The 22,365-nt window shown below is 71.0% G+C and carries 22 protein-coding genes and 1 riboswitch; of the genes, 14 read left to right on the top strand and 8 right to left on the bottom strand.

Going from position 1 to position 22,365, the window contains the following annotated elements; translation table 11 throughout:
* Positions 1-62: 62 nt before the first annotated feature.
* The 5 genes from ACZ418_RS05875 to ACZ418_RS05895 are packed head-to-tail and all read left to right on the top strand — an operon-like array spanning position 63 to position 7,132.
* Positions 63-1,583, top strand: a complete 1,521-nt coding sequence (locus tag ACZ418_RS05875; RefSeq protein WP_468357493.1) for an aldehyde dehydrogenase family protein — start codon at positions 63-65, stop codon at positions 1,581-1,583.
* Positions 1,584-1,619: 36 nt separating this feature from the next.
* Positions 1,620-3,152, top strand: coding sequence for a GMC family oxidoreductase (locus ACZ418_RS05880; RefSeq protein ID WP_468357496.1), 1,533 nt, complete (start codon positions 1,620-1,622; stop codon positions 3,150-3,152).
* Positions 3,149-4,249, top strand: coding sequence for a quaternary amine ABC transporter ATP-binding protein (locus ACZ418_RS05885; RefSeq protein WP_468357499.1), 1,101 nt, complete (start codon positions 3,149-3,151; stop codon positions 4,247-4,249). Before ACZ418_RS05880 ends, ACZ418_RS05885 begins: the two co-directional genes overlap by 4 nt.
* The gene (locus ACZ418_RS05890; protein WP_468357502.1) at positions 4,249-6,177 is read left to right on the top strand and encodes an ABC transporter permease; all 1,929 of its coding nucleotides are present in this window, start codon (positions 4,249-4,251) and stop codon (positions 6,175-6,177) included. The genes ACZ418_RS05885 and ACZ418_RS05890 overlap by 1 nt, the downstream gene beginning before the upstream one ends.
* A 1-nt stretch (position 6,178) precedes the next feature.
* Positions 6,179-7,132 carry an ABC transporter substrate-binding protein gene (locus ACZ418_RS05895; RefSeq protein ID WP_468357505.1) on the top strand — a complete coding sequence of 318 codons (954 nt, stop codon included), beginning with the start codon at positions 6,179-6,181 and terminating at the stop codon, positions 7,130-7,132.
* Here ACZ418_RS05895 and ACZ418_RS05900 read toward each other — a convergent pair.
* The 3 genes from ACZ418_RS05900 to ACZ418_RS05910 are packed head-to-tail and all read right to left on the bottom strand — an operon-like array spanning position 7,129 to position 8,806.
* Positions 7,129-7,860, bottom strand: a complete 732-nt coding sequence (locus ACZ418_RS05900; RefSeq protein WP_468357508.1) for an isocitrate lyase/PEP mutase family protein — start codon at positions 7,858-7,860, stop codon at positions 7,129-7,131. The two genes, ACZ418_RS05895 and ACZ418_RS05900, sit on opposite strands and share 4 nt — an antisense overlap.
* Complete coding sequence (locus ACZ418_RS05905; protein ID WP_468357511.1) at positions 7,857-8,300, bottom strand: carboxymuconolactone decarboxylase family protein; 444 nt, start codon at positions 8,298-8,300, stop codon at positions 7,857-7,859. The genes ACZ418_RS05900 and ACZ418_RS05905 overlap by 4 nt, the downstream gene beginning before the upstream one ends.
* Positions 8,297-8,806 (bottom strand): carboxymuconolactone decarboxylase family protein, encoded by a 510-nt coding sequence (locus ACZ418_RS05910; RefSeq protein ID WP_468357514.1) that lies wholly within the window; start codon positions 8,804-8,806, stop codon positions 8,297-8,299. The genes ACZ418_RS05905 and ACZ418_RS05910 overlap by 4 nt, the downstream gene beginning before the upstream one ends.
* A 46-nt stretch (positions 8,807-8,852) precedes the next feature.
* Between ACZ418_RS05910 and pdxR the strand changes: the two genes are divergently transcribed.
* Positions 8,853-10,274 (top strand): MocR-like pyridoxine biosynthesis transcription factor PdxR, encoded by a 1,422-nt coding sequence (gene pdxR / locus ACZ418_RS05915; protein ID WP_468358877.1) that lies wholly within the window; start codon positions 8,853-8,855, stop codon positions 10,272-10,274.
* A gap of 32 nt (positions 10,275-10,306) precedes the next feature.
* On the opposite strand, the gene ACZ418_RS05920 is transcribed toward pdxR, so the two are convergent.
* Both ACZ418_RS05920 and ACZ418_RS05925 read right to left on the bottom strand, forming a co-directional pair.
* Entirely contained in the window at positions 10,307-10,978 is a 672-nt protein-coding gene (locus ACZ418_RS05920) for an ester cyclase (RefSeq protein WP_468357517.1), read from the bottom strand.
* A gap of 337 nt (positions 10,979-11,315) precedes the next feature.
* Entirely contained in the window at positions 11,316-12,146 is an 831-nt protein-coding gene (locus ACZ418_RS05925; protein ID WP_468358880.1) for a DMT family transporter, read from the bottom strand.
* A gap of 125 nt (positions 12,147-12,271) precedes the next feature.
* Here ACZ418_RS05925 and ACZ418_RS05930 point away from each other — a divergent pair, with 125 nt between their 5' ends.
* Both ACZ418_RS05930 and ACZ418_RS05935 read left to right on the top strand, forming a co-directional pair.
* Positions 12,272-12,619 carry a hypothetical protein gene (locus ACZ418_RS05930; protein ID WP_468357520.1) on the top strand — a complete coding sequence of 116 codons (348 nt, stop codon included), beginning with the start codon at positions 12,272-12,274 and terminating at the stop codon, positions 12,617-12,619.
* Between the two features lie 12 nt (positions 12,620-12,631).
* Positions 12,632-13,816, top strand: a complete 1,185-nt coding sequence (locus ACZ418_RS05935) for a glutathionylspermidine synthase family protein (RefSeq protein ID WP_468357523.1) — start codon at positions 12,632-12,634, stop codon at positions 13,814-13,816.
* Between the two features lie 9 nt (positions 13,817-13,825).
* Here ACZ418_RS05935 and rocD read toward each other — a convergent pair whose 3' ends face one another.
* Complete coding sequence (rocD, locus tag ACZ418_RS05940; protein WP_468357526.1) at positions 13,826-15,031, bottom strand: ornithine--oxo-acid transaminase; 1,206 nt, start codon at positions 15,029-15,031, stop codon at positions 13,826-13,828.
* A 114-nt stretch (positions 15,032-15,145) separates the two neighbouring features.
* A riboswitch (ZMP/ZTP riboswitch) is annotated at positions 15,146-15,234 on the top strand.
* A 32-nt stretch (positions 15,235-15,266) separates the two neighbouring features.
* On the opposite strand from rocD, the gene ACZ418_RS05945 reads away from it, so the two are divergent.
* The 3 genes from ACZ418_RS05945 (at position 15,267) to ACZ418_RS05955 (ending at position 18,619) form a co-directional block, all read left to right on the top strand.
* Complete coding sequence (locus ACZ418_RS05945) at positions 15,267-16,718, top strand: glycine hydroxymethyltransferase (protein WP_468357529.1); 1,452 nt, start codon at positions 15,267-15,269, stop codon at positions 16,716-16,718.
* Between the two features lie 116 nt (positions 16,719-16,834).
* Positions 16,835-17,860: a tryptophan--tRNA ligase gene (gene trpS, locus ACZ418_RS05950; RefSeq protein WP_468357532.1), complete on the top strand. Its 1,026-nt coding sequence runs from the start codon at positions 16,835-16,837 to the stop codon at positions 17,858-17,860.
* Between the two features lie 177 nt (positions 17,861-18,037).
* Positions 18,038-18,619, top strand: a complete 582-nt coding sequence (locus tag ACZ418_RS05955; RefSeq protein ID WP_468357535.1) for a 2'-5' RNA ligase family protein — start codon at positions 18,038-18,040, stop codon at positions 18,617-18,619.
* Positions 18,620-18,626: 7 nt separating this feature from the next.
* On the opposite strand, the gene ACZ418_RS05960 is transcribed toward ACZ418_RS05955, so the two are convergent.
* Entirely contained in the window at positions 18,627-19,367 is a 741-nt protein-coding gene (locus ACZ418_RS05960; RefSeq protein ID WP_468357538.1) for a decaprenylphospho-beta-D-erythro-pentofuranosid-2-ulose 2-reductase, read from the bottom strand.
* Positions 19,368-19,482: 115 nt separating this feature from the next.
* Here ACZ418_RS05960 and ACZ418_RS05965 point away from each other — a divergent pair, with 115 nt between their 5' ends.
* Positions 19,483-20,403: a YihY/virulence factor BrkB family protein gene (locus ACZ418_RS05965; RefSeq protein WP_468357541.1), complete on the top strand. Its 921-nt coding sequence runs from the start codon at positions 19,483-19,485 to the stop codon at positions 20,401-20,403.
* Here the strand turns inward: ACZ418_RS05965 and ACZ418_RS05970 are convergent.
* Entirely contained in the window at positions 20,351-21,574 is a 1,224-nt protein-coding gene (locus ACZ418_RS05970; RefSeq protein WP_468357544.1) for a D-alanyl-D-alanine carboxypeptidase family protein, read from the bottom strand. The genes ACZ418_RS05965 and ACZ418_RS05970 overlap by 53 nt on opposite strands.
* A 91-nt stretch (positions 21,575-21,665) precedes the next feature.
* Here ACZ418_RS05970 and ACZ418_RS05975 point away from each other — a divergent pair, with 91 nt between their 5' ends.
* Together ACZ418_RS05975 and ACZ418_RS05980 are read left to right on the top strand one after the other, a co-directional pair.
* Entirely contained in the window at positions 21,666-21,905 is a 240-nt protein-coding gene (locus tag ACZ418_RS05975) for an SCO4848 family membrane protein (protein WP_468357547.1), read from the top strand.
* Between the two features lie 116 nt (positions 21,906-22,021).
* The gene (locus ACZ418_RS05980) at positions 22,022-22,357 is read left to right on the top strand and encodes a CU044_2847 family protein (RefSeq protein WP_468357550.1); all 336 of its coding nucleotides are present in this window, start codon (positions 22,022-22,024) and stop codon (positions 22,355-22,357) included.
* Positions 22,358-22,365: the final 8 nt, after the last annotated feature.

The raw sequence follows: 22,365 nt of genomic DNA on the forward strand, positions 1-22,365 counted from the left end.
CCCCGAGCGTGACACACGTGTGACACAGGGGCACGGATCAGGAACGGAAGGCAACACCGATCATGGCGGACAGAACGGCAGGACAGGCCCAGGCGACCATCCACGCGGGTGGCGAGTGGCTGGATGCGATCTCCGGCGCGACGCGCGAGGTCCTCGACCCCGCGGACGCCCGGCCGTTCGCCGTGGTCGCGGAGGGCGACGAGAAGGACGCCGAGCGCGCGGTGGCCGCGGCCCGGCAGGCCTTCGACCACGGCCCCTGGCCGCACACCCCGGTCGCCGAACGCGCCGCCCTGCTGCGCCGCGTCGCCGGCCTCCTCGTGCAGGGCCGCGAGGAACTCGGCCTGCTGGAGAGCCGGGACGCGGGCAAGACCGTCGAGGAGGGCCGGATCGACATCGACTGCGTCGCCGACGCCTTCCGCTACTTCGCCGACCTGGTCGCCGCCGAGGCGCCGGGCCGGGTCGTGGACGCGGGTTCCCCCGACATCCACAGCGTCGTCGTACACGAGCCGGTCGGCGTCTGCGCGCTGATCACCCCCTGGAACTACCCGCTGCTCCAGGCCAGTTGGAAGATCGCCCCGGCGCTCGCCGCCGGCAACACCTTCGTGGTCAAGCCCAGCGAGATCACCCCGATGACCACCATCGCGCTGATCGAGCTGCTGACGGAGGCCGGTCTGCCCGCCGGAGTGGCGAACATCGTCACCGGCCCCGGCCACACCGTCGGCGCCCGGCTCGCCGAACACCCCGACGTCGACCTGGTCTCCTTCACCGGCGGCCTGGCCAGCGGCACCAAGGTGGCCCAGGCCGCCGCCCCGACCGTGAAGAAGGTCGCCCTCGAACTCGGCGGCAAGAACCCGAACGTCGTCTTCGCCGACGCCTGCGCCACCGAGGAAGGCTTCGACACCGCCGTCGACCAGGCCCTCAACGCCGCCTTCATCCACAGCGGCCAGGTCTGCTCGGCCGGCGCCCGGCTCATCGTCGAGGAGTCCGTCAGGGACCGCTTCGTCGCCGAACTCGCCCACCGCGCACGGAAGATCAGGCTCGGCCGCGGCACCGAGCACGGCGTCGAGTGCGGCCCGCTCGTCTCCGCCCAGCAGCGCGCCAAGGTCGAGGCGTACGTCGCCTCCGCGCTCGCCGAGGGCGCCGTACTGCGCTGCGGCGGCAAGCGGCCGGAGCCGTCACCGCAGCGCCCCGGGACCGGCTACTTCTACGAGCCGACCGTCCTCGACGCCTGCCACCGCGAGATGCGGGTCGTCCGCGAGGAGGTCTTCGGTCCGGTCCTCACCGTCGAGACCTTCCGCACCGAGGAGGAAGCCGTCCTCCTCGCCAACGACACCGAGTACGGCCTCGCCGGCGCCGTCTGGACCACCGATCCCGGTAAGGCCCGGCGCGTCGCGGCCCGCCTCCGCCACGGCACCGTCTGGATCAACGACTTCCACCCCTACCTGCCGCAGGCGGAGTGGGGAGGCTTCGGCAAGAGCGGCACCGGCCGCGAGCTGGGGCCCGCCGGACTCGCCGAGTACCGCGAGACCAAGCACGTGTACCAGAACCTCGCGCCGAAGCCGGTGCGCTGGTTCGCCGGCTGAGCCCTGATTTTCCGTCCCCCCTGGAGTAACACCCCCATGTCCCACATCCCCCACGTCTACGACTACGTCGTCATCGGCGGCGGCACGGCGGGCTCCGTCATCGCCTCCCGCCTCACCGAGAACCCGGACGTCACCGTCGCCGTCATCGAGGGCGGCCCGAGCGATGTCGGCCGCGACGACGTCCTCACCCTGCGCCGCTGGACGGGCCTGCTCGGCGGCGACCTCGACTACGACTACCCGACGGTGGAGCAGCCCCGCGGCAACTCCCACATCCGGCACAGCCGCGCCCGCGTCCTCGGCGGCTGCTCCTCCCACAACACCCTGATCTCCTTCAAGCCGCTGCCGTCCGACTGGGACGAGTGGGAGGAGGCCGGCGCCAAGGGCTGGGGCGCCGTCCCCATGGAGGCCTACTTCGCCCGCCTGAAGAACAACATCGTCTCCGTCGACGAGAAGGACCGGAACGCCATCGCCCGCGACTTCGTCGACGCCGCCCAGGCCGCGCTCGGCGTCCCCCGCGTCGAGGGCTTCAACAAGAAGCCCTTCACCGAGGGCGTCGGCTTCTTCGACCTCGCCTACCACCCCGAGACCAACAAGCGGTCCTCGGCGTCGGTGGCGTACCTGCACCCCGTGCTGGACGAGCGCCCCAACCTCACCCTCCTGCTGGAGACCTGGGCGTACCGGCTGGAGATCACCGAGGGCCGGGCCGAGGGCGTCCACGTGCGCACCAAGGGCGGCGAGGAGCTCCTGATCAGGGCCCGGGGCGAGGTCCTGCTGTGCGCCGGCGCCGTGGACTCGCCCCGCCTGCTCCTCCACTCGGGCATCGGCCCCCGGCGGGACCTGGAAGAGCTGGGCATCCCCGTCGTCCACGACCTGCCGGGCGTCGGCGAGAACCTGCTGGACCACCCGGAGTCGGTCATCGTCTGGGAGACCCACGGCCCCATCCCGGAGAACTCCGCGATGGACTCCGACGCGGGCCTGTTCGTCCGCCGCGACCCCGGACACACCGGCCCGGACCTGATGTTCCACTTCTACCAGATCCCGTTCACGGACAACCCGGAGCGGCTCGGCTACGAGCGTCCCGCGTACGGCGTCTCGATGACCCCGAACATCCCCAAGCCGAAGAGCCGCGGCCGCCTCTACCTGACCAGCGCGGACCCGTCCGTCAAGCCCGCCCTCGACTTCCGCTACTTCACCGACGCGGACGACTACGACGGCAGGACCCTGGTCGACGGCATCCGCATCGCCCGTGAGATCGCCGCGACCGAGCCGCTCGCGAGCTGGCTCAAGCGCGAGGTCTGCCCCGGCCCGGAGATCCAGGGCGACGCCGAACTCGGCGAGTACGCCCGCAAGGTCGCCCACACCGTCTACCACCCGGCCGGCACCTGCAAGATGGGCGCCGCCGACGACGAACTCGCCGTAGTGGACCCGGAGTTGAAGATCCGCGGCCTCGACGGCATCCGCATCGCCGACGCGTCCGTCTTCCCGACCATGACCGCCGTCAACCCGATGATCGGGGTGCTCATGGTCGGGGAGAAAGCCGTCGACCTGATCGGAGGTGACGCCCGATGACCCGCCCCGTCCCCACCCGTAAGCCGCCCACCACCAGCGCCCCCGTCTTCTCGGTCTCCGGCCTGTGGAAGGTCTTCGGTCCGAAGCCGCAGCGGATCCCCGCCGACCCCGAACTCGGCGCCCTCGACCCCGCCGACCTCCGCGCCCGCACGGGCTGTACCGCGGCCGTCCGTGACGTCTCCTTCGACGTCCGCAAGGGCGAGGTCTTCGTGGTGATGGGCCTGTCGGGCTCCGGCAAGTCCACCCTGGTCCGCTGCCTCACCCGCCTCATCGAACCGACGGCGGGCACGATCTCCATCGACGGCGAGGACGTCCGCGCGATGGACAAGGCGCGCCTGCGTGAACTGCGCCGGCACCGGGCCGCCATGGTCTTCCAGCACTTCGGCCTGCTCCCGCACCGCACGGTCCTCGACAACGTGGCGTACGGCCTGGAGATCCAGGGCATGGGCAAGGCCGAGCGGCGCGAGCGGGCCGCCGAGGTCGTCGCCAAGGTCGGCCTCGAAGGCATGGAGCACCGCCGCCCCGCCCAGCTCTCCGGCGGCCAGCGCCAGCGCGTGGGGCTCGCCCGGGCGCTGGCGGTCGACCCCGAGGTGCTGTTGTTCGACGAGCCGTTCAGCGCCCTCGACCCGCTCATCCGGCGCGACATGCAGGACGAGGTGGCCCGCCTGCACCGCGAGGAGGGCCGCACGATGGTCTTCATCACCCACGACCTGTCCGAGGCCCTCAAGCTGGGCGACCGCATCGCCCTGATGCGCGACGGCAAGGTCGTCCAACTGGGCACCCCGGAGCAGATCGTGGGCTCCCCGGCGGACGACTACGTCCGCGAGTTCGTCCGGGACGTGCCGCGCGAGCAGGTCATGACGGTGCGTACGGCCATGAAGCCGGGTGCCTGCGGCGGCCCGGAGCACCCGGGCGCGCTGGCCCCGGACGCGGTGGTCGCGGACGCGATCAGAACCGTGGCCGAGACCGGCACTGCGGCGTGCGTGCTGGAGGACGGCACCTGTGTCGGCACCGTGGACCACGAGCTGCTGCTGGACGTCGTGGCCGGCATAGACGTGTGCATACCCGGCTCCCGCACCAGCCCGGAGGCCGTCTGATGGCAACGCTCACCGTCCCGACCTCCTCCCGCACGCACACCCTCCGCCTGCTGAAGAGCCGAACCGCGGCAAAACTGCTCCTGCTCGCGCTCGTCACCGCCGTACTCCTGCCCCTCCTCCACGGCGGATCCTGGCCCCACCACCTGACCGTCAGCCTGGACAAACCCCTCACCAGCGCCAGCAACTGGGTCATCGACAACCGGGACAGCCACCCCCTGTTCCTGTACTTCTTCGGCTACATCAGCAACGCGGTCGTCCTGTCCGTACGAGCCGTCTACCTCACCCTGCTCGCCGCGGGCTGGACCGGCGTCACGGCGTTCGGCGCCCTGCTCGCCTGGCGTTTCGCCGGCCCCCGCCTCGCCGCCGGCACCGCGATCGCATTCCTGACCTGCGGCGCCCTCGGCATGTGGGTACCGACCATGCAGACCCTCGCGCTCATGGTCGTAGCCGTCCTCGCCTCCGTCGTCGTCGGCGCGCTCCTGGGCCTCGCCGGCGGCCTGTCCGACCGTCTGGACCGCGCGCTGCGCCCGGTCCTGGACACCATGCAGGTGCTCCCCGCCTTCGCCTACCTCCTCCCCGTCGTCCTGGTCTTCGGCATCGGCGTCCCCGCGGCCGTGCTCGCCACCGTCGTGTACGCGGCCCCGCCGATGGCCCGCCTCACCGCGCTCGGCCTGCGCGGCGCAGACCCCGAAGTCCTGGAGGCCGTGGAGTCGCTCGGCGCGACCCGCCGCCAGCGGCTGCTGACCGCCCGTATCCCGCTGGCCCGGGGCGAACTCCTCCTCGGCCTCAACCAGACGATCATGATGGCGCTGTCCATGGCCGTCATCGCCTCGGTCATCGGCGCCGGCGGCCTCGGTGACCGCGTCTACCAGGCGCTCGCCTCGGTCGACGTCGGCCAGGCCCTCGCGGCCGGCATCCCGATCGTGCTGCTCGCGATCGTCCTGGACCGGGTCACCGGAGCGGCAGGCGCCGGCACCACGCGCCCGAAGACCATCGGCTGGGCCTACGCCCTGGCCGTCACCGTGGCCGCCGCCCTGGCCGCTCGCCTCCTCGGCCGCCTCGACTGGCCCTCCGGCTGGACCCTGGACATCGCCGAACCGGTCAACCGCGCCGTCGACTGGATGACCAACCACCTCTACTCCGGCGTCCCGGTCATCGGCGGTACGGCCGACTGGGCGGGCCACTTCACCACGTGGGTCCTGGACCCGGTGCGCGGCGGCCTGCAGTGGCTGCCCTGGTGGTCGGTGCTGCTGATCGTCGCCGCCCTGGCCTGGTCGATCGGCACCTGGCGCACCGCCCTGACCGCCGTCCTCGCCATGGCCGCGATCGGTGTGCTCGGCGTCTGGGAACCGGCCCTCGACACGCTCTCCCAGGTGCTGGCCGCCGTAGCCGTGACGCTCGTCCTCGGTTTCGCGACCGGCATCGCCGCCGCCCGCAGCGACCGCGTCGAACGCGCGCTGCGCCCGGTCCTGGACGTGTTCCAGACCATGCCGCAGTTCGTGTACCTGATCCCGGTCGTCGCCCTGTTCGGCGTCGGCCGCGCCCCCGCCGTCGCCGCGGCCGTCGTCTACGCGCTGCCCGCGGTCGTCCGGATCACCGCGCAGGGCCTGCGCCAGGTCGACCCGGCCGCGCTGGAGTCGGCGCGCTCGCTCGGCGCGACCGGCCGCCAGCAGCTGTGGCAGGTCCAGCTGCCGCTCGCCAAACGGTCGTTGCTGCTCGCCGTCAACCAGGGCGTGGTCCTGGTCCTCGCCGTGGTCATCATCGGCGGCCTGGTCGGCGGCGGCGCCCTCGGCTACAACGTGGCCTTCGGCCTCGCCCAGGGCGATCTGGCGACCGGTCTGGTGGCCGGTGCCGCGATCGTCTGCCTGGGCCTGATGCTCGACCGGGTGACCCAGCCGACGGAACGCCGTACGAGGAAGGGAGCCTGACATGCGCGCACGTACGACACTCGCGGTGGGCTCGCTGCTGCTGCTGACGGTGACCGGCTGCGGCGCCGCCGACATGACCAAGCAGGCCAGCCCCTTCGCCAACGCCCGGGGCTCGAAGACCGTCACCCTGTCCGTGCAGTCCTGGGTGGGCGCGCAGTCCAACGTCGCCGTGGCCCAGTACCTCCTGGAGCACAAGCTCGGCTACCGCGTCGACACCGTCCAGGTCGACGAGGTGCCCGCCTGGGACGCGCTCAGCCAGGGCCGGGTCGACGCCATCCTGGAGGACTGGGGCCACCCGGACCAGGAGAAGCGGTACGTCGAGGACAAGAAGACGATCGCGCGGGGCGGCGGCCTCGGGGTGACCGGTCACATCGGCTGGTACGTGCCGACGTACCTGGCCGAGCAGCACCCCGACATCACCGACTGGAAGAACCTGAACAAGTACGCCTCCCTCTTCCGCACCGCGGAGAGCGGGGGCAAGGGCCAGCTGATGGACGGCTCCCCGTCGTACGTCACCAACGACAAGGCCCTGGTGAACAACCTGAAGCTGAACTACCAGGTCGTCTTCGCCGGCTCCGAGGCCGCCCAGATCACCCAGATGAAACAGTTCGCCAAGGCGAAGAAGCCCTTCCTGACCTACTGGTACGCCCCCCAGTGGCTGTTCAAGAAGGTTCCCATGACCGAGGTGAAGCTGCCGCCCTACAAGGAGGGCTGCGACGCGGACGCGGCGAAGGTCGCCTGCGCCTACCCGCACACCCCGCTGCAGAAGTACCTCAACGCCGGCTTCGCCAGGTCCGGCGGCAAGGCGGCGGCCTTCCTGAAGAAGTTCCGGTGGACGACCGAGGACCAGAACGAGGTCTCCCTGATGATCGCCGACCAGAAGCTGTCCCCCGAGGACGCGGCGAAGAAGTGGGTGGACAGCCACCCCGACGTGTGGAAGAGGTGGCTGTCCTAACGTCCTTGTGACTTGAGGCCGTTGGCGATCTCCCGGACGCCCGCCACGGCCTGCCGCTGGAGTCCCGGCCCGAACGTGACGCGGGTGGCCCCGAGTTCGCCGAGTGCGGCGGGCGAGGGCCCCTCGTCGTCCAGGCGGGCCAGCGCGTTCAGCGGGCCCTGGATCCCGGCGCGCAGCAGGGGCAGTACGTCGACGGGGGCGAGGATCGGGTAAATGCAGTCCGCGCCCGCCGCCACGTACAGCGCGGCCCGCTCGATGGCCCGCTCGGGATCGCCGTCACCGCAGACGAAGACGTCGACCCGGGCGTTGACGAACAGCCGGTCGGCGGCGGCCGAACGTACCTCGGCGAGGAACTCGGCATGCTCGTACGGGTCCTTGAGGACACCCCCGTTCGAGTCCTCGAGATTGCAGCCGACGGCGCCCGCCTCCAGTAGTCGCTCCACGATCTCCTTGGGCGCGAGCCCGTACCCGCCCTCGATGTCCGCCGACACCGGGACGTCCACCGCCCGCGCGATCCGGGCGACCGCGGCGAACATCTCGTCGGCCGGGGTCTGCCCGTCCGCGTACCCGAGCGAGGCGGCCACCCCGGCGCTCGGCGTGGCCAGTGCCGGAAACCCGGCCTCCGCGAACACGCGTGCACCGGCCGCGTCCCAGGGGCCGGGCAGGACCAGCGGGTCGCCCTGAGGGCGCTTGAGATGCAGCGCGCGGAACACGTCCACCTTGCTCATGGCTGATAACCCCCTGGTGCGGTACGGCGGCTGACCATGATCCGGTTCCAGCCGTTGACGGCGGTGATCAGGGCGATGAGGTGAGCCAGCTCGGCCTCCCCGAAGTGCTTGGCGGCCGTCTCGTACACCTCGTCGGGCACAAAGCCCTCGGTCAGCACGGTGACCGCCTCCGTCAGCGCCAGCGCGGCCCGCTCCCGCTCGCTGTAGAGGTCCTCGGCCTCCTCCCAGGCGTTGAGGAGCTGGATCCGGTCCTCCGACTCGCCGTTCTTTCGCGCCAGCCTCAGATGCATGTCCAGGCAGAAGGCGCAGTGGTTGAGCTGCGAGGCCCGGATCATCACCAGCTCGGCGAGTGCCGGATCGCCGAGCCCCTTCTTCGCCGCCGCGCTCAGCGCGGACATCGCCCGGCCGACTTCCTTGTCCAGCAGCTGCGTACGGCTCACTTGTGCTGCCCCGGCTGGTAGTGGCCGGGCACCGCGCGGGTGGTGACACCGAACCGGTTCCAGGCGTTGATCACCGTGATCGCGGCGATCAGCTGGGCCAGCTCGGCCTCCTCGAACTGCTTGGCGGCCTTCTCGTACACCTCGTCCGGCACAAATCCGTCCGTCAGCACGGTGATCGCCTCGGTCAGCTCGATCGCCGCCAGTTCCTTCGCGGTGTAGAAGTGCTTCGACTCCTCCCAGGCGCTGAGCTGCACGAGCCGCTGGACGCTCTCGCCGGCCGCCAGCGCGTCCTTGGTGTGCATGTCCAGGCACAGGGCGCAGTGGTTGATCTGCGAGGCGCGGATCTTCACCAGGTCGTACAGCGTCGGGTCCAGACCCTGCCGGGCCGCCGCGTCGAGCCGGATCATCGCCTTGAACACCTCGGGGGCGTGTTCGGCCCAGTTCATGCGGGGGGTGTGCTCGGGGACGTACTCGACGGTCTTCTCGGTGCTGGTCTCTGTGCTCATGCTTCGACCCTAGGAGCCGGGCAGCCCAGGAGTATGGTCCATTTCCATAGTGGAATCCTGGGCCACTCTGGGCGTCGATCTGCACCTCGAACCGGCCGGCTCCGGCGGGCTGCGCCGGGGCCTGACCGACGCCCTGCGCGAGGCCGTGCGCACCGGCCGCCTCGCCCCCGGCACTCGGCTGCCCTCCTCCCGCTCCCTCGCCGCCGACCTCGGCATCGCCCGCAACACCGTCGCCGAGGCCTACGCCGACCTGGTGGCGGAGGGCTGGCTCACCGCCCGGCAGGGCTCGGGCACCCGGGTGGCGGAGGGGGCCGCAGCGGTTCCGCCGTCCGGTGCGGCACGGTACGTGGCGCCGGGCAGGGGACTGGCCCCGCCCCACGGGGAGCCGGCCCGTCCGACGTACAGCCTCGTCCCCGGCATCCCCGACCTCGCCGCCTTCCCGCGCGCCGCATGGCTCAGGGCCGCCCGCCGCGCCCTCACCACCGCCCCCTACCACGCCCTCGGCTACGGCGACCCGCGCGGCCGCCCCGAACTGCGCACCGCCCTCGCGGGCTATCTCGCGCGGGTGCGCGGCGTCCGCACCGACCCGGAGCGGGTGCTGATCACCTCCGGTTTCGCCCACGCCCTGCGTATCGCCGGCTCGCTGCTCGGGGCGCGCGGGGTGCGGACGGTGGCGGTCGAGTCGTACGGCCTGGACGCGTACTGGGGCCTGCTCCAGCGGTCCGGACTGGCCACACCGGCTCTCCCGTACGACGAACTCGGCACCGACACACGGGCGTTGGGCGGACAGGGTGCGGTCATGCTGACCCCGGCCCATCAGTTCCCCATGGGCACGCCCCTGCACTCCGACCGGCGGGCCGCAGTGATCGACTGGTCGCGCCGCACCGGCGGCCTGATCCTGGAGGACGACTACGACGGCGAGTTCCGCTACGACCGCCAGTCCGTCGGCGCCCTCCAGGGCCTCGACCCCGACCGCGTGATCTACTTCGGCACCGCCAGCAAGTCCCTGGCCCCCGGACTGCGACTGGGCTGGATGGTGCTGCCGGCGTCCCTGGCGGAGGAGGCGGCCTCGGCCAAGGGCGGCACCGACACGGTGGGGGCGCTGGAGCAGCTCACCCTCGCCGAGTTCATCACCTCCGGCGCGTACGACCGCCACGTCCGCTCCTCCCGGCTGCGCTACCGTCGCCGCCGCGACGCCCTCGCCACCGCCGTCTCGGCCCGCGCCCCTGAGGTGAGGGTCACCGGGATCGCCGCCGGCCTGCACGCCGTGCTGCGGTTGCCGGCCGGCCTGGAACAGTCGGTGATCCAGGCCGCGACCTGGCAGGGCCTGGCCCTGCGGGGCCTCTCCGGCCACCGCCATCCCGAGGCCGTGACCGAGCCCCTGGACGCCCTGGTGGTGGGGTACGCGACCCCGCCGGACAGCGCGTGGGCGGGGGCGTTGGAGGCGTTGTGCAGGGTGTTGCCGTAGGAGGCACGGTCGGCGTCTACCCGCCGAAAGTGTCAGGCCAGACCGATCTGCTGATACCAGGTCAGATTGTCCCAGAACAGGAACTCCTCGTCCATGGTGCCTTTCCGGTTCCAGATTCCGACGGTGCAAAAGTTGATCGAGAACTTCTTGCCAGTCGGCTGGATGAAGCCACCCTTCCCGTCCGGCATCGGACGCGAGAAGGTGCCATGAGCCACCCCGGTGACCGCGGTCAGCTCGTTCTTGGCCACCCGCAGCGGGTGCGACTCGATCGACAGGTCGGGTGCCCACGCGAACAGCGCCTTGAGATCCTCGATGTGTCTGTCCAGGCCGTCGGTGTAGTGCCCGTCGGGCCAGTGCACGCGGATGTTCTTCGCGTGACTTTCACCCAGGCGGGCCCAGTCGGCGTGTGAGAAGACGACGAAGTCCAACTCGTCGAAGGTTTCCAGGTGCTGCCGCTCGGCGCGGGTCAGATTGCAGGGGAAGGGCGGGTTCGGCACCGGGGTCGTGGCCGGGTCCGGGAGCGGGTCGTGCGTCACAGCGCAGTGGGGCCGCCCGGAGTTCGGTACGGGGGTCGTGGCCGGGGCCGGGAGCAGGCCCGGATACGCTTGGGCGGCTTCCCCCATGCTGCTGCCGCTCGTGACGGCGGTGATGGCGAGCGCGCCGAATGCGGCGGCTCCGCCCTTGAACACGGAACGACGCTCCATGGTGATTCCTCGATTCATGTGATCGCCTGGTTTCCCGCAGATTCCTGCCTTCCTGCTGGGTTGGCAGTGATGGAAGGGTGTGTGAAGAATGTTCGGCGACGTCCGCATTCATACCGTTGGCGGCGCGTCGGCCATGTCCACGATGTGTTCACCCAGCTCACCGGCGTACTGAGCAGGCCGTGACGGCAGAAGGAAGGCACGTCATCGCCGCCGACGGTCTGCCCCTGGTCCGGCCGTACCTCGCCGTGGACTACGCCCCGCAGGAGGCCGCCGCAGGTGCCCAGGGGCGGTCGTTCGCCGACCGCCCCTCACTCCTCGTCGTTGACCGCGTGCCCCCTCAGGCGGACTGCTCCTCCACCGGCGCCTCCCCGAAGCGCGCGAGCGCCATCGCACCCACCACGGCCACGACGAACCCGAGGGCGGCCAGCCAGGTGAGCCCCTCCCGCGTGCGGTCTCCCAGCCACACCACGCCCACCGCCGCCGGCCCGATCGTCTCCCCGATCACCATCCCGGCGGTCGCGGTGGTCACCGAGCCCCGCTGCAGAGCCGACGTCAGCAGCATGAACGCGGCGCCGCCCCCGATCAGCAGCGCGTAGGTCGCCGGGTTGGTCAGAAGATCCGTCGGCGCCAGGCTGTCGATCAGCCGGACCGACACCTCCACCACCCCGAACCCGAACCCCGCCCCGAGCCCGAGCGCCAGCGCCCGCCCAGGACCGGACAGCCGCCCGCCCGCCAGGGCGAGCAGCAGCATCCCGACCGCCACGGCGAGCATCACGTACGCCAACGCGTCCGAGCCGACCTGCTTGCCCTCCGGCCCGGACGCCAGCCCCAGCATCGCGAGCCCGGCGCACACCACGGCCACCGCGCTCCACTCCGTGCCGCTCAGCCGCACCCGCAGCAGGCGTGCCGCGACCACCGCGGTCACCGCCAGGCTCGACGCAAGGGCGGCACTGACGGCGTAGATCGGCAGAGACCGCAGCGCCGCGATCTGGAACAGGAAGCCGAGCCCGTCCAGCGCCAGTCCGGCGATGTACCGCCACTGTCTGAGCGCCCGCAGCAAGAGGGCCGCCTCGCCGCCACCCCCGTCCGTGCCCGCCGCCCGCGCGGCCACCGCCTGCAACACCGTCGCGGTGCCGAAGCAGACCGCCGCGCCAAGGGCGCACACCATTCCAAAGACCACAAAGGGACTCTAGGAGACGGCCGACACGACAACCCACTGCGGCCTGCGCTCTTACCGTTCTCTAGGCTGAACCGACAGTCCTACGAACAGGCGAACACGCGGGGGAAACCACGATGGAGAACACGCGCCGCCGACTGCGCTCCGGCACGGTCGTCCTCGGTGGCATGGGCCTGCTGGCCGCCGCCCTCACCGCCTGCTCCTCCGACCCGGACAAGCGCTGCGTCGACCGCGACAGCTACACCTACGGCAAGGGCTACAAGGTCGTCTCCGACAAGAACTGCAAGACGTCCTCCCTCAAGACCTCGGTAGACGGCGGCTGGTACTACGGCGGCAAGAAGAAGGGCTCCTGGGTGAGCGGCGGCTCCTTCACCAGGCCCAGGTCGGGTTCGGGCGGCAGCCACGCAGGCACCGGAGTCCACCGCGGCGGCTTCGGCGGCGGCCACCACAGCTCCGGCGGCTGACCGGCGCCGGCCATGGAACGCCGTACCACCACCCCCCGCCCCGGCTGGCAGCAGACCGTCGAGGAACAGGGGCTCGTGTACCCCCTCACCCGCCACCCCGACGGCTCCCTGCGCCCCTACTGGGACGAGAGCGCCTACTACGTCTTCACCCTGGACGAGATCGAGGCGCTGGAGGAGACCGTCGAGGAACTGCACCGCATGTGCCTCGCGGCCGCCGAGCACATCGTGGCCGAGGACCGGCTCGCCGACCTCGGCATCACCGACCCGGTCGTGGCCGCCGCGGTCACCGAGGCCTGGCGGCGCCGCGCCGAACTCCCCTCCGTCTACGGCCGGTTCGACCTCCGCTACGACGGCACCGGCCCGGCCAAGCTGCTGGAGTACAACGCCGACACCCCGACCTCACTCGTGGAGGCCGCCTCGCCCCAGTGGTTCTGGATGGAGGACCGCTTCCCCGGCGCCGACCAGTGGAACTCCCTGCACGAACGCCTCGTCGCGGCCTGGCGGACCCAGGCCGCGCTCCTCCCTCCCGGCAGCCCCCTGCACTTCGCGCACTCCTCGGCCGACGAACTGGGCGAGGACCTGATGACGGTCGCCTATCTGAAGGAGACCGCCGAACAGGCCGGCCTCGACACCGACTGGCTGTCCATGGAGGAGATCGGCTGGGACAGCCTCTCCGGCCGCTTCGTCGACAACCAACTCCGGTTCATCCGCGGCATCTTCAAGCTTTACCCCTGGGAGTGGCTGACCACCGACGCCTTCGGCGGGCACGTCCTCGCCACTCTCGACAACGGCGGCGGCACCGGCAGCACCCTGTGGATCGAACCCGCCTGGAAGATGCTGCTCAGCAACAAGGCCCTGCTGGCGATCCTCTGGGAGCTGTACCCCGGCCATCCCAATCTCCTTCCCGCCCATCTCGACGGCCCCCGCGAGCTGGCCTGCGCCCCCGGCTACGTCGCCAAACCCCTGCTCGGCCGCGAGGGCGAGGGCGTCACCGTGCACCGGCCGGGCGCCCCGGCCGTACTCCGCGACGAGCCCTGCTGCTACCAGCAGCTCGCCCCGCTGCCCGCCTTCGACGGCAACCACGTCGTCCTCGGCGCCTGGGTCGTCCGGGACGAGCCCGCCGGCCTCGGCATCCGCGAGTCCTCCGGCCTGATCACCGACGAGTACGCCCGCTTCCTGCCCCACGTGATCCTCTGACCTGTGCGCTCAGCCGCTCAGCACCGCCCGGAACTGCTCCAGCCCCCAGTCCAGGTCCTCCTCGCTGATCACCAGCGGCGGAGCGATCCGTACGGTGGCGCTGTGGGTGTCCTTCACCAGCACCCCGCGGTCCATCAGCCGCTCCGAGACCTCCCTCGCCGTGCCCACCTTCCGCGCGATGTCCACGCCCGCCCACAGCCCGCGCCCGCGCACCGCCGTCACCGCGCCCGTGTCCAGCAGCGCGCCCAGCGCCCGGTGCATCCGCTCGCCCAGCTCGGCCGCACGGGCCTGGAACTCGCCCGTGCGCAGCATCGCGATCACCTCCAGCGCCACCGCGCAGGCCAGCGGATTGCCACCGAACGTCGAGCCGTGCTCGTTCGGCCGGAACACCCCGAGCACCTCCGCGCTCGACACCACCGCCGACACCGGCACGATCCCGCCGCCCAGCGCCTTGCCCAGCACATACATGTCCGGGACCACCCCCTCGTGCTCGCACGCGAAGGTCCGCCCCGTGCGGCCGAGACCCGACTGGACCTCGTCGGCGACGAACAGCACGTTCCGCTCGCGGGTCAGCTCCCGGACCGCGGGGAGATAGCCGGCCGGCGGCACGATCACCCCGTTCTCCCCCTGGATCGGCTCCAGCAGCACCGCCACGGTGTTCTCCGTGAGCGCCTGACGCATCGCCGTCAGATCGCCGTACGGCACGATCTCGAACCCCGGCGTGTACGGCCCGAAGTCCGCCCGGGCCTCCGGGTCGGTGGAGAAGCTGATGATCGTCGTCGTACGCCCGTGGAAGTTGCCGCCCGCGACCACGATCTTCGCCATCTCCGCGGGCACCCCCTTCACCCGGTACCCCCACTTCCGGGCTGTCTTCACCGCGCTCTCCACCGCCTCCGCGCCGGTGTTCACGGGCAGCACCATCTCCATCCCGCACAGCTCGGCCAGCTCCGTGCAGAACGCCGCGAACCGGTCGTGCAGAAAGGCGCGGGAGGTCAGCGTCACCCGCTCCAGCTGGGCCTTCGCCGCGTCGATCAGCCGCCGGTTGCAGTGCCCGAAGTTCAGCGCCGAGTAACCAGCCAGCAGATCCAGATACCGCCGCCCCTCCACATCCGTCATCCAGGCCCCCTCCGCCGTGGCCACGACCACCGGCAGCGGACGGTAGGTGGGAGCACAGTGCGCCTCGGCGGCGCTGATGAGGTCTTCTGCAGTGGTCATGGCCTCTCCCGGATCCGACGAGAACACTTCGGGAACACGACGGTGACCTCTTTCCTATCGTCGCTCGCATGGTGGACGCGGGACCTGCGCCGTGCGGCTCGCCCGGTAGGCTGATCGGCGGGTCGTGACTGGCGCGCTTGGGATGGGACGGACCATCGGGGAGCGGCCCCAGCGGGAAAGTGCCGTGCGCCTGGGCCGAACGTGAACGCTGTACGCACACCGTCCGGAGGTCCTCATGCCAGAGCAGCAGTCCCTCTCCACCGAGTCCACCGCCTTCCGCGCCGCCCTCGACGTCGTCCGCGCCGTGGAACCGCGCGTCGCCGACGCCATCGGCCAGGAGGTCGCCGACCAGCGCCAGATGCTCAAGCTGATCGCCTCCGAGAACTACGCCTCCCCGGCCACCCTGCTGGCGATGGGCAACTGGTTCAGCGACAAGTACGCCGAGGGCACCGTCGGCCGCCGCTTCTACGCCGGCTGCCGCAACGTCGACACCGTGGAGGCCCTGGCCGCCGAGCACGCCCGCGAGCTCTTCGGCGCCCGCCACGCCTACGTCCAGCCGCACTCCGGCATCGACGCCAACCTCGTCGCCTTCTGGGCCGTCCTCGCCGACCGGGTCGAGGCCCCCTTCCTGGAGAAGACCGGCGCCCGCCAGGTCAACGACCTCTCCGCGGCCGACTGGGCCGAGCTGCGCCAGGCCTTCGGCAACCAGCGGATGCTCGGCATGTCCCTGGACGCCGGCGGCCACCTCACCCACGGCTTCCGCCCGAACATCTCCGGCAAGATGTTCGACCAGCGCTCCTACGGCACCGACCCGGCCACCGGCCTGATCGACTACGACGCCCTGCGCGCCCAGGCCCGCGAGTTCAAGCCGCTGATCATCGTCGCCGGCTACTCGGCGTACCCCCGTCTGGTGAACTTCCGGATCATGCGCGAGATCGCCGACGAGGTCGGCGCGACCCTCATGGTCGACATGGCGCACTTCGCGGGCCTCGTCGCCGGCAAGGTCCTCACCGGCGACTTCGACCCGGTCCCGCACGCCCAGATCGTCACCACCACCACCCACAAGTCGCTGCGCGGCCCGCGCGGCGGCATGGTCCTGTGCGACGACTCCCTCAGGGACCAGGTCGACCGCGGCTGCCCGATGGTGCTCGGCGGCCCGCTGCCGCACGTCATGGCCGCCAAGGCCGTCGCCCTCGCCGAGGCGCGGCAGCCCGCCTTCCAGGACTACGCCCAGCGCATCGTCGACAACTCCCGCGCCCTGGCCGAGGGCCTGATGCGGCGCGGCGCCACCCTGGTCACCGGCGGCACCGACAACCACCTGAACCTGATCGACGTAGCCACCTCCTACGGCCTCACCGGCCGTCAGGCCGAAGCGGCCCTCCTCGACTCGGGCATCGTCACCAACCGCAACGCCATCCCGGCCGACCCCAACGGCGCCTGGTACACCTCCGGCATCCGCATCGGCACCCCCGCCCTGACCACCCGGGGTCTGGGCACCGCCGAGATGGACGAGGTGGCGGGCCTCATCGACCGCGTCCTCACCACCACCGAGCCGGGCACCACCAAGTCGGGTGCCCCCTCCAAGGCGGCCCACGTCCTGGACGAGAAGGTCGCCCAGGAAATCGCCCAGCGGGCGACGGACCTGGTGGCGGGCTTCCCGCTGTATCCGCAGGTCGACCTGGGCTGAAGCGCCCCGTAAGGAGCGCGGGGCCGCATGCGATGTGCGGCTCCGCCGCGGGGCGCGTGCAACCACGGAATACGCGCAGTTCCCCACGCACAGAACCCCCCGAGCTCTCTGCGACAATGACAAACATGGCCACTGCTGATCGCCCCCGCGTGCTCTCCGGCATCCAGCCCACCGCCGGCTCGTTCCACCTCGGCAACTACCTCGGCGCCGTCCGCCAGTGGGTGGCCCTGCAGGAGACCCACGACGCGTTCTACATGGTCGTCGACCTGCACGCGATCACGCTCCCGCAGGACCCGAAGGAGCTGCGGGCCAACACCCGGCTCGCCGCCGCGCAGCTGCTGGCCGCCGGTCTGGACCCGGACCGCTGCACCCTCTTCGTCCAGAGCCACGTCCCCGAGCACGCCCAGCTCGCCTGGATCATGAACTGCCTCACCGGCTTCGGCGAGGCCAGCCGCATGACCCAGTTCAAGGACAAGTCCGCCAAGCAGGGCGCCGAGCGCGCCTCCGTCGGCCTGTTCACGTACCCGATCCTGCAGGTCGCGGACATCCTCCTCTACCAGGCGAACGAGGTGCCGGTCGGCGAGGACCAGCGCCAGCACATCGAGCTGACCCGTGACCTGGCCGAGCGCTTCAACGGCCGCTTCGGGCAGACGTTCACGATCCCGTCGCCGTACATCCTCAAGGAGACGGCGAAGATCTACGACCTGCAGGACCCCTCGATCAAGATGAGCAAGTCGGCGTCCACGCCGAAGGGCCTGATCAACCTGCTCGACGAGCCGAAGACCACCGCCAAGAAGGTCAAGAGCGCCGTCACCGACACCGACACCGTGATCCGCTACGACGCGGAGGACAAGCCGGGCGTGTCGAACCTCCTCACCATCTACTCCACGCTCACCGGCAAGTCGATCGCCGACCTGGAGCAGGAGTACGAGGGCAAGATGTACGGCGCCCTCAAGACCGATCTCGCCGAGGTCATGGTCGAGTTCGTGACGCCGTTCCGGGAGCGCACCCAGCAGTACCTGGACGACTCCGAGACGCTCGACTCGATCCTCGCCAAGGGCGCGGAGAAGGCGCGCGCGGTCGCCGCGGAGACCCTCGCGCAGGCGTACGACCGCGTGGGTTTCCTGCCGGCGAAGCACTGAGAACGCGCGCAACGGCACCCGGTCGCACAGACCGGCGCTGAGGCGCACGACCGTACACACGTCCTACCGGGCGGAGCGCTGCACATCACTTCCGCTGCGCCTGCCCACAGGACAGCCATAGCCGTACAGTCGATAGCCGACGGACGAGACGAAAACAGACACACGACAGGAGACGACGTGGGGACCGTAACGATCGGCGTGTCGATCGCGGTCCCGGAGCCTCACGGCAGCCTGCTCCAGGAGCGGCGCGCGGGCTTCGGCGACGCCGCGGCTCACGGCATCCCCACGCATGTCACGCTGCTGCCGCCGACCGAGGTCGACGAGAGCGAGCTGCCGGCCGTCGAGGCGCACCTCACCGAGGTCGCCGCGGGCGGGCGGCCGTTCCCGATGCGGCTGTCCGGCACGGGCACGTTCCGTCCGCTGTCCCCGGTGGTCTACGTCCGTGTCGTCCAGGGCGCCGAGGACTGCACCCTGCTGCAGCAGCGGGTGCGGGACGCTTCCGGGCCGGTGGCGCGTGAGCTGCAGTTCCCGTACCACCCGCATGTCACCGTCGCGCACGGCATCGACGACGCGGCGATGGACCGCGCCTTCGAGGAACTGGCCGGCTTCGACGCGCAGTGGCCGTGCACGGGGTTCGCGCTCTACGAGCAGGGCGCCGATGGCGTGTGGCGCAAGTTGCGGGAGTACACGTTCGGGGGATCCGTGGTGCCGCCGCAGGCCGGTGCGCTCCGTGGGGTGGGCCGCAGCGCGGTGTCGTAGCAAGGCCTCAGACGGGCAGCCGCCGGAACAGTGCCCTCGGCATGTGCCGCAGGGCTGCCATCACCAGCCGTAGCGCCCCCGGCACCCACACCACCTCCGACCGTCTGCGCAACCCCAGTTCGATCGCCGTGGCCACCGCCTCCGGGGTCGTCGAGAGCGGCCCCTCGCCCCGGACGTACCCGGGCCGTACGACCATGACGTGCACGCCCGTGCCGTGCAGGGCGTCGCCGAGGCCCTGGGCGAAAGTGTCGAGGCCGGCCTTGCTGGAGCCGTAGATGAAGTCGGCCCGGCGGGCCCGCTCGCCGGCGACGGAGGACAGCACCACGAGGGAGCCGTGCCCCTGGGTCTGCAGGGCACGGGCGGAGACCAGGCCGGCGGAGACGGCTCCGGTGTAGTTGGTCCGGGCGACCTGGACGGCCCGTACCGGGTCACGTTCGTCGTGGGCCTGGTCGCCGAGGATGCCGAAGGCGAGCAGCACCAGATCGATGTCGCCCTCGGCGAAGACCTTGCCGAGGACGGTCTCGTGGGACTCGGGGTCGAGGGCGTCGAAGGCGACGGTACGGGTGTCCGCGCCGAGTGCGCGCAGGCTCTCGGCGGCCTGTTCCAGGGCCGGTGACGGGCGGCCCGCAAGCCAGACCGTGCGGGTGCGGCGGGCGATCAGCCGGCGCGCGGTGGCCAGCGCGATCTCGGACGTGCCGCCGAGGACGAGCAGGGACTGGGGGAGGCCGAAGGCGGTGTCTCCAGGCATGCCGTTGACCGTATCGTCCCTATATGGGGGATTGTTACGGAACATTCGCCCGCTCCACACAATGGGTGATTAGTGGGATGTCTTACGAGCGCGCGGTCGGGGGCAGGAACGGACCATGGACTGGCTGAAGAGACTCCCCGGCATCGGGCCGCTCGTGGTCCGGCTGGCGGAGACGCACGCGTGGCACTGCTACGAACGGCTGGACCGGGTGAAGTGGACGCGGCTGGCCGCCGCCATGACGTTCATCAGCTTCGTGGCGCTGTTCCCGCTGCTCACCCTGGTCGCCGCGGTCAGTGCGGCCACGCTCAGCCCGGACCGGCAGAAGACCGTCGAGCACAAGATCGCCGAGCAGTTCCCCGGCGTCGTCTCCAGCCGACTGGACCTCACCTCACTCGTGGACAACGCCGGTACCGTCGGCGTCATCGCGGGCGCCGTGCTGCTGCTCACCGGCATCGGCTGGGTCGGCCAGACCCGGGACTGTCTGCGCGCGGTGTGGGAGCTGCCGGACCAGCAGCAGAACCCGGTGGTGGCCAAGGCCAAGGACGCCGGCATCCTGCTCGGCCTCGGCGGGGCCCTGCTGATCACGCTCGCCGCGTCCACGCTCGCCTCGGCCGCGGTCGGTGTCGTGTCGCGCAACCTCGGCCTGGCCGAGCACGGCTGGGGCAGTGCGCTGCTGCGGATCGCCGCGTTCGCCGTGGCCGTGCTCGGCGACTTCCTCGTCCTGCTCTACGTCCTGACCCTGCTGCCCGGTGTCGAGCCGCCGCGCCGCCGCCTGGTGGTGGCCGCACTGCTCGGCGCGGTCGGCTTCGAACTGCTGAAACTGCTGCTCAGCGGCTATATCCAGGGAGTCGCCGCGAAGAGCATGTACGGCGCCTTCGGCGTCCCCGTGGCCCTGCTGCTGTGGATCAACTTCACCGCGAAACTGATCCTGTTCTGCGCCTCCTGGACGGCGACCAACAGCACGGAGGCCGAGGGCGCCGGCGTCACGGACGCGGCCCGCGGCGCATCAGGTCCGGCAGCGGCCAGCGGCGATTGATCAGGAACGCCGCGCCCGCGAGCAGCACCAGCACCCCGCCCGTGATGGCCGCGGCGGTGCCGATGCCCGAGCCGGAGCCGGCGGTGGCACCGGCCACCGGCTTGGCGCCGGAGCCGTCGCCGCCCGCGGACTGTCCGGCGGAGGCGTCGGGCCCCGGGCTCGGCAGGGCGCTCTTCGGCGGCACCAGCTCACCCACCGGCCTGACCTTGCCGGCCGCCTGGAAGCCCCAGTCGAACAGCTTGGCGGTCTCCTTGTAGACCTCGTTGTGCTCGCGCTTCTCCGGGTGCATCACGGTGACGAGCAGCACCCTGCCGCCCCGCTCGGCGACCCCGGTGAAGGTGGCGCCCGCGTTGGTGGTGTTGCCGTTCTTCACGCCCGCGATGCCCCGGTAGACGGGCACGTCGGTGTCACCGCTCAGCAGCCGGTTGGTGTTGCGGATCTCGCCCGACTCGAACCTGGCGCTGACGGTCGAGCAGTAGTCGCGGAAGTCCTTCTTCTGCAGCCCGGACCGGGCGAACAGCGTCAGGTCGTACGCCGACGACAGCTGCCCCGGCTCGTCGTAGCCGTCGGGCGAGACCACGTGCGTGTCCAGGGCCTGCAGTTCGGCTGCGTGGTCCTGCATGTCCTTGACGGTCTGCGGGACACCCTTGTTCATCGCGGCCAGTGTGTGCACGGCGTCGTTGCCCGAGCGTAGGAAGACCCCGAGCCACAGGTCGTGGACGGAGTAGGTGTGCCCCTCCTTTATCCCGACCACGCTGGAGCCGACGCCCATGCCCGCAAGGTCGGACGGCACCACCTTGTGCCTCTCCTCCCTCGGGAAGCGGGGCAGCAGGGTGTCCGCGAACAGCATCTTCAGCGTGCTCGCCGGGGGCAGCCGCCAGTGCGCGTTGTGCGCGGCGAGCACCTCGCCGGACTCGGCGTCGGTGACGATCCATGAGCGCGCGGTGAGGTCCTTCGGCAGCGCCGGGACGCCGGGTGCGAGATCGACCTGCGTGCCGGGCCGTCCCAGCCGCTCGCCGCCCACGGCCGACATGTGGGCCGGGGGTGTGGCCGCCGGGCTCGTCGAGGGGGCCGGGGCGGCGAGGGCGGCGGGAGCGGTGACGGGAAGGGACAGCAGCGTGGCGGAGACGACCAGCAACGATCGCCGGCCGATCTTCTTCGGAGCAAGCACGGTCGAGAAAGTACCTTTTGTCGCCTGTGAAGTTCCATGACCCACCTCACCCCCGACACGGAACGGAACGGCGAACGGCAATACTGGTCGCATGAAGCTCAGCCGCCCGGTCTCCTGGTTCCTGCTCGCGTTCGGGGTGTGGTCCTGGGTCATCTGGGTCACTTTCGTCAAGAACCTGATCAAGGACAGCAGTGGGCTCGCCTTCGACAACGGTCACCCGACCGCGTACTTCTGGGTGCACCTGCTGCTTGCGGTCGTTTCCTTCGTATTGGGGACGGCCATCGGGGTCATCGGGTTGCGCGGACTGCGCGCACTGCGCCGCACGTCATAACTCCTGCGCACTGCTTTTCTCGGCAATGTGGAGGTGACAGCCCAAGCGGTCGTCTACCGTGAATTCGATCAACCCACCTGCACTGAGGGCCTGTTGGCGAGGAAAGGGTGCCGTGGATGCGAAGTCTTGCGCGGATCGCATTGGAGGATGGCGGTTCGATCCTCTTCGAGGCCGCCCCGGAAGCGTTCCAGGGTCCGGTCAAGGCGGGCCGGGTCAGCGAGGCGATCCACGAGTTGCCGGCAAGTCTGCAGGCTGCCCTCGCTCCGGTCAGGGAGACGGCCCGAGCTGTGCTGGATCAGCTGCGCCAGGCGGGCCCTGAGGAGATCGAAGTGGAGTTCGGAGTCGACCTGGCGACGCAGGCCGGGGCGGTCATCACCAAGAGCGAAGCAGGCTTCCACCTCAAGGTCAGACTGGCGTGGAAGAACACCGCGGCCGGTCAGGACGCGCACTGAGGTCGCGG

The sequence above is a fragment of the Streptomyces sp. NPDC030820 genome (assembly GCF_055572075.1).

Bases quoted from the DNA above. Each gene is read 5' to 3' on its own strand.
- ACZ418_RS05875 (WP_468357493.1), top strand. From the start codon at position 63: ATGGCGGACAGAACGGCAGGACAGGCCCAGGCGACCATCCACGCGGGT.
- ACZ418_RS05880 (WP_468357496.1), top strand. From the start codon at position 1,620: ATGTCCCACATCCCCCACGTCTACGACTACGTCGTCATCGGCGGCGGC.
- ACZ418_RS05885 (WP_468357499.1), top strand. From the start codon at position 3,149: ATGACCCGCCCCGTCCCCACCCGTAAGCCGCCCACCACCAGCGCCCCC.
- ACZ418_RS05890 (WP_468357502.1), top strand. From the start codon at position 4,249: ATGGCAACGCTCACCGTCCCGACCTCCTCCCGCACGCACACCCTCCGC.
- ACZ418_RS05895 (WP_468357505.1), top strand. From the start codon at position 6,179: ATGCGCGCACGTACGACACTCGCGGTGGGCTCGCTGCTGCTGCTGACG.
- ACZ418_RS05900 (WP_468357508.1), bottom strand. From the start codon at position 7,860: ATGAGCAAGGTGGACGTGTTCCGCGCGCTGCATCTCAAGCGCCCTCAG.
- ACZ418_RS05910 (WP_468357514.1), bottom strand. From the start codon at position 8,806: ATGAGCACAGAGACCAGCACCGAGAAGACCGTCGAGTACGTCCCCGAG.
- ACZ418_RS05920 (WP_468357517.1), bottom strand. From the start codon at position 10,978: ATGGAGCGTCGTTCCGTGTTCAAGGGCGGAGCCGCCGCATTCGGCGCG.
- ACZ418_RS05925 (WP_468358880.1), bottom strand. From the start codon at position 12,146: ATGGTGTGCGCCCTTGGCGCGGCGGTCTGCTTCGGCACCGCGACGGTG.
- ACZ418_RS05930 (WP_468357520.1), top strand. From the start codon at position 12,272: ATGGAGAACACGCGCCGCCGACTGCGCTCCGGCACGGTCGTCCTCGGT.
- ACZ418_RS05935 (WP_468357523.1), top strand. From the start codon at position 12,632: ATGGAACGCCGTACCACCACCCCCCGCCCCGGCTGGCAGCAGACCGTC.
- rocD (WP_468357526.1), bottom strand. From the start codon at position 15,031: ATGACCACTGCAGAAGACCTCATCAGCGCCGCCGAGGCGCACTGTGCT.
- ACZ418_RS05945 (WP_468357529.1), top strand. From the start codon at position 15,267: ATGCCAGAGCAGCAGTCCCTCTCCACCGAGTCCACCGCCTTCCGCGCC.
- trpS (WP_468357532.1), top strand. From the start codon at position 16,835: ATGACAAACATGGCCACTGCTGATCGCCCCCGCGTGCTCTCCGGCATC.
- ACZ418_RS05960 (WP_468357538.1), bottom strand. From the start codon at position 19,367: ATGCCTGGAGACACCGCCTTCGGCCTCCCCCAGTCCCTGCTCGTCCTC.
- ACZ418_RS05965 (WP_468357541.1), top strand. From the start codon at position 19,483: ATGGACTGGCTGAAGAGACTCCCCGGCATCGGGCCGCTCGTGGTCCGG.
- ACZ418_RS05975 (WP_468357547.1), top strand. From the start codon at position 21,666: ATGAAGCTCAGCCGCCCGGTCTCCTGGTTCCTGCTCGCGTTCGGGGTG.
- ACZ418_RS05980 (WP_468357550.1), top strand. From the start codon at position 22,022: ATGCGAAGTCTTGCGCGGATCGCATTGGAGGATGGCGGTTCGATCCTC.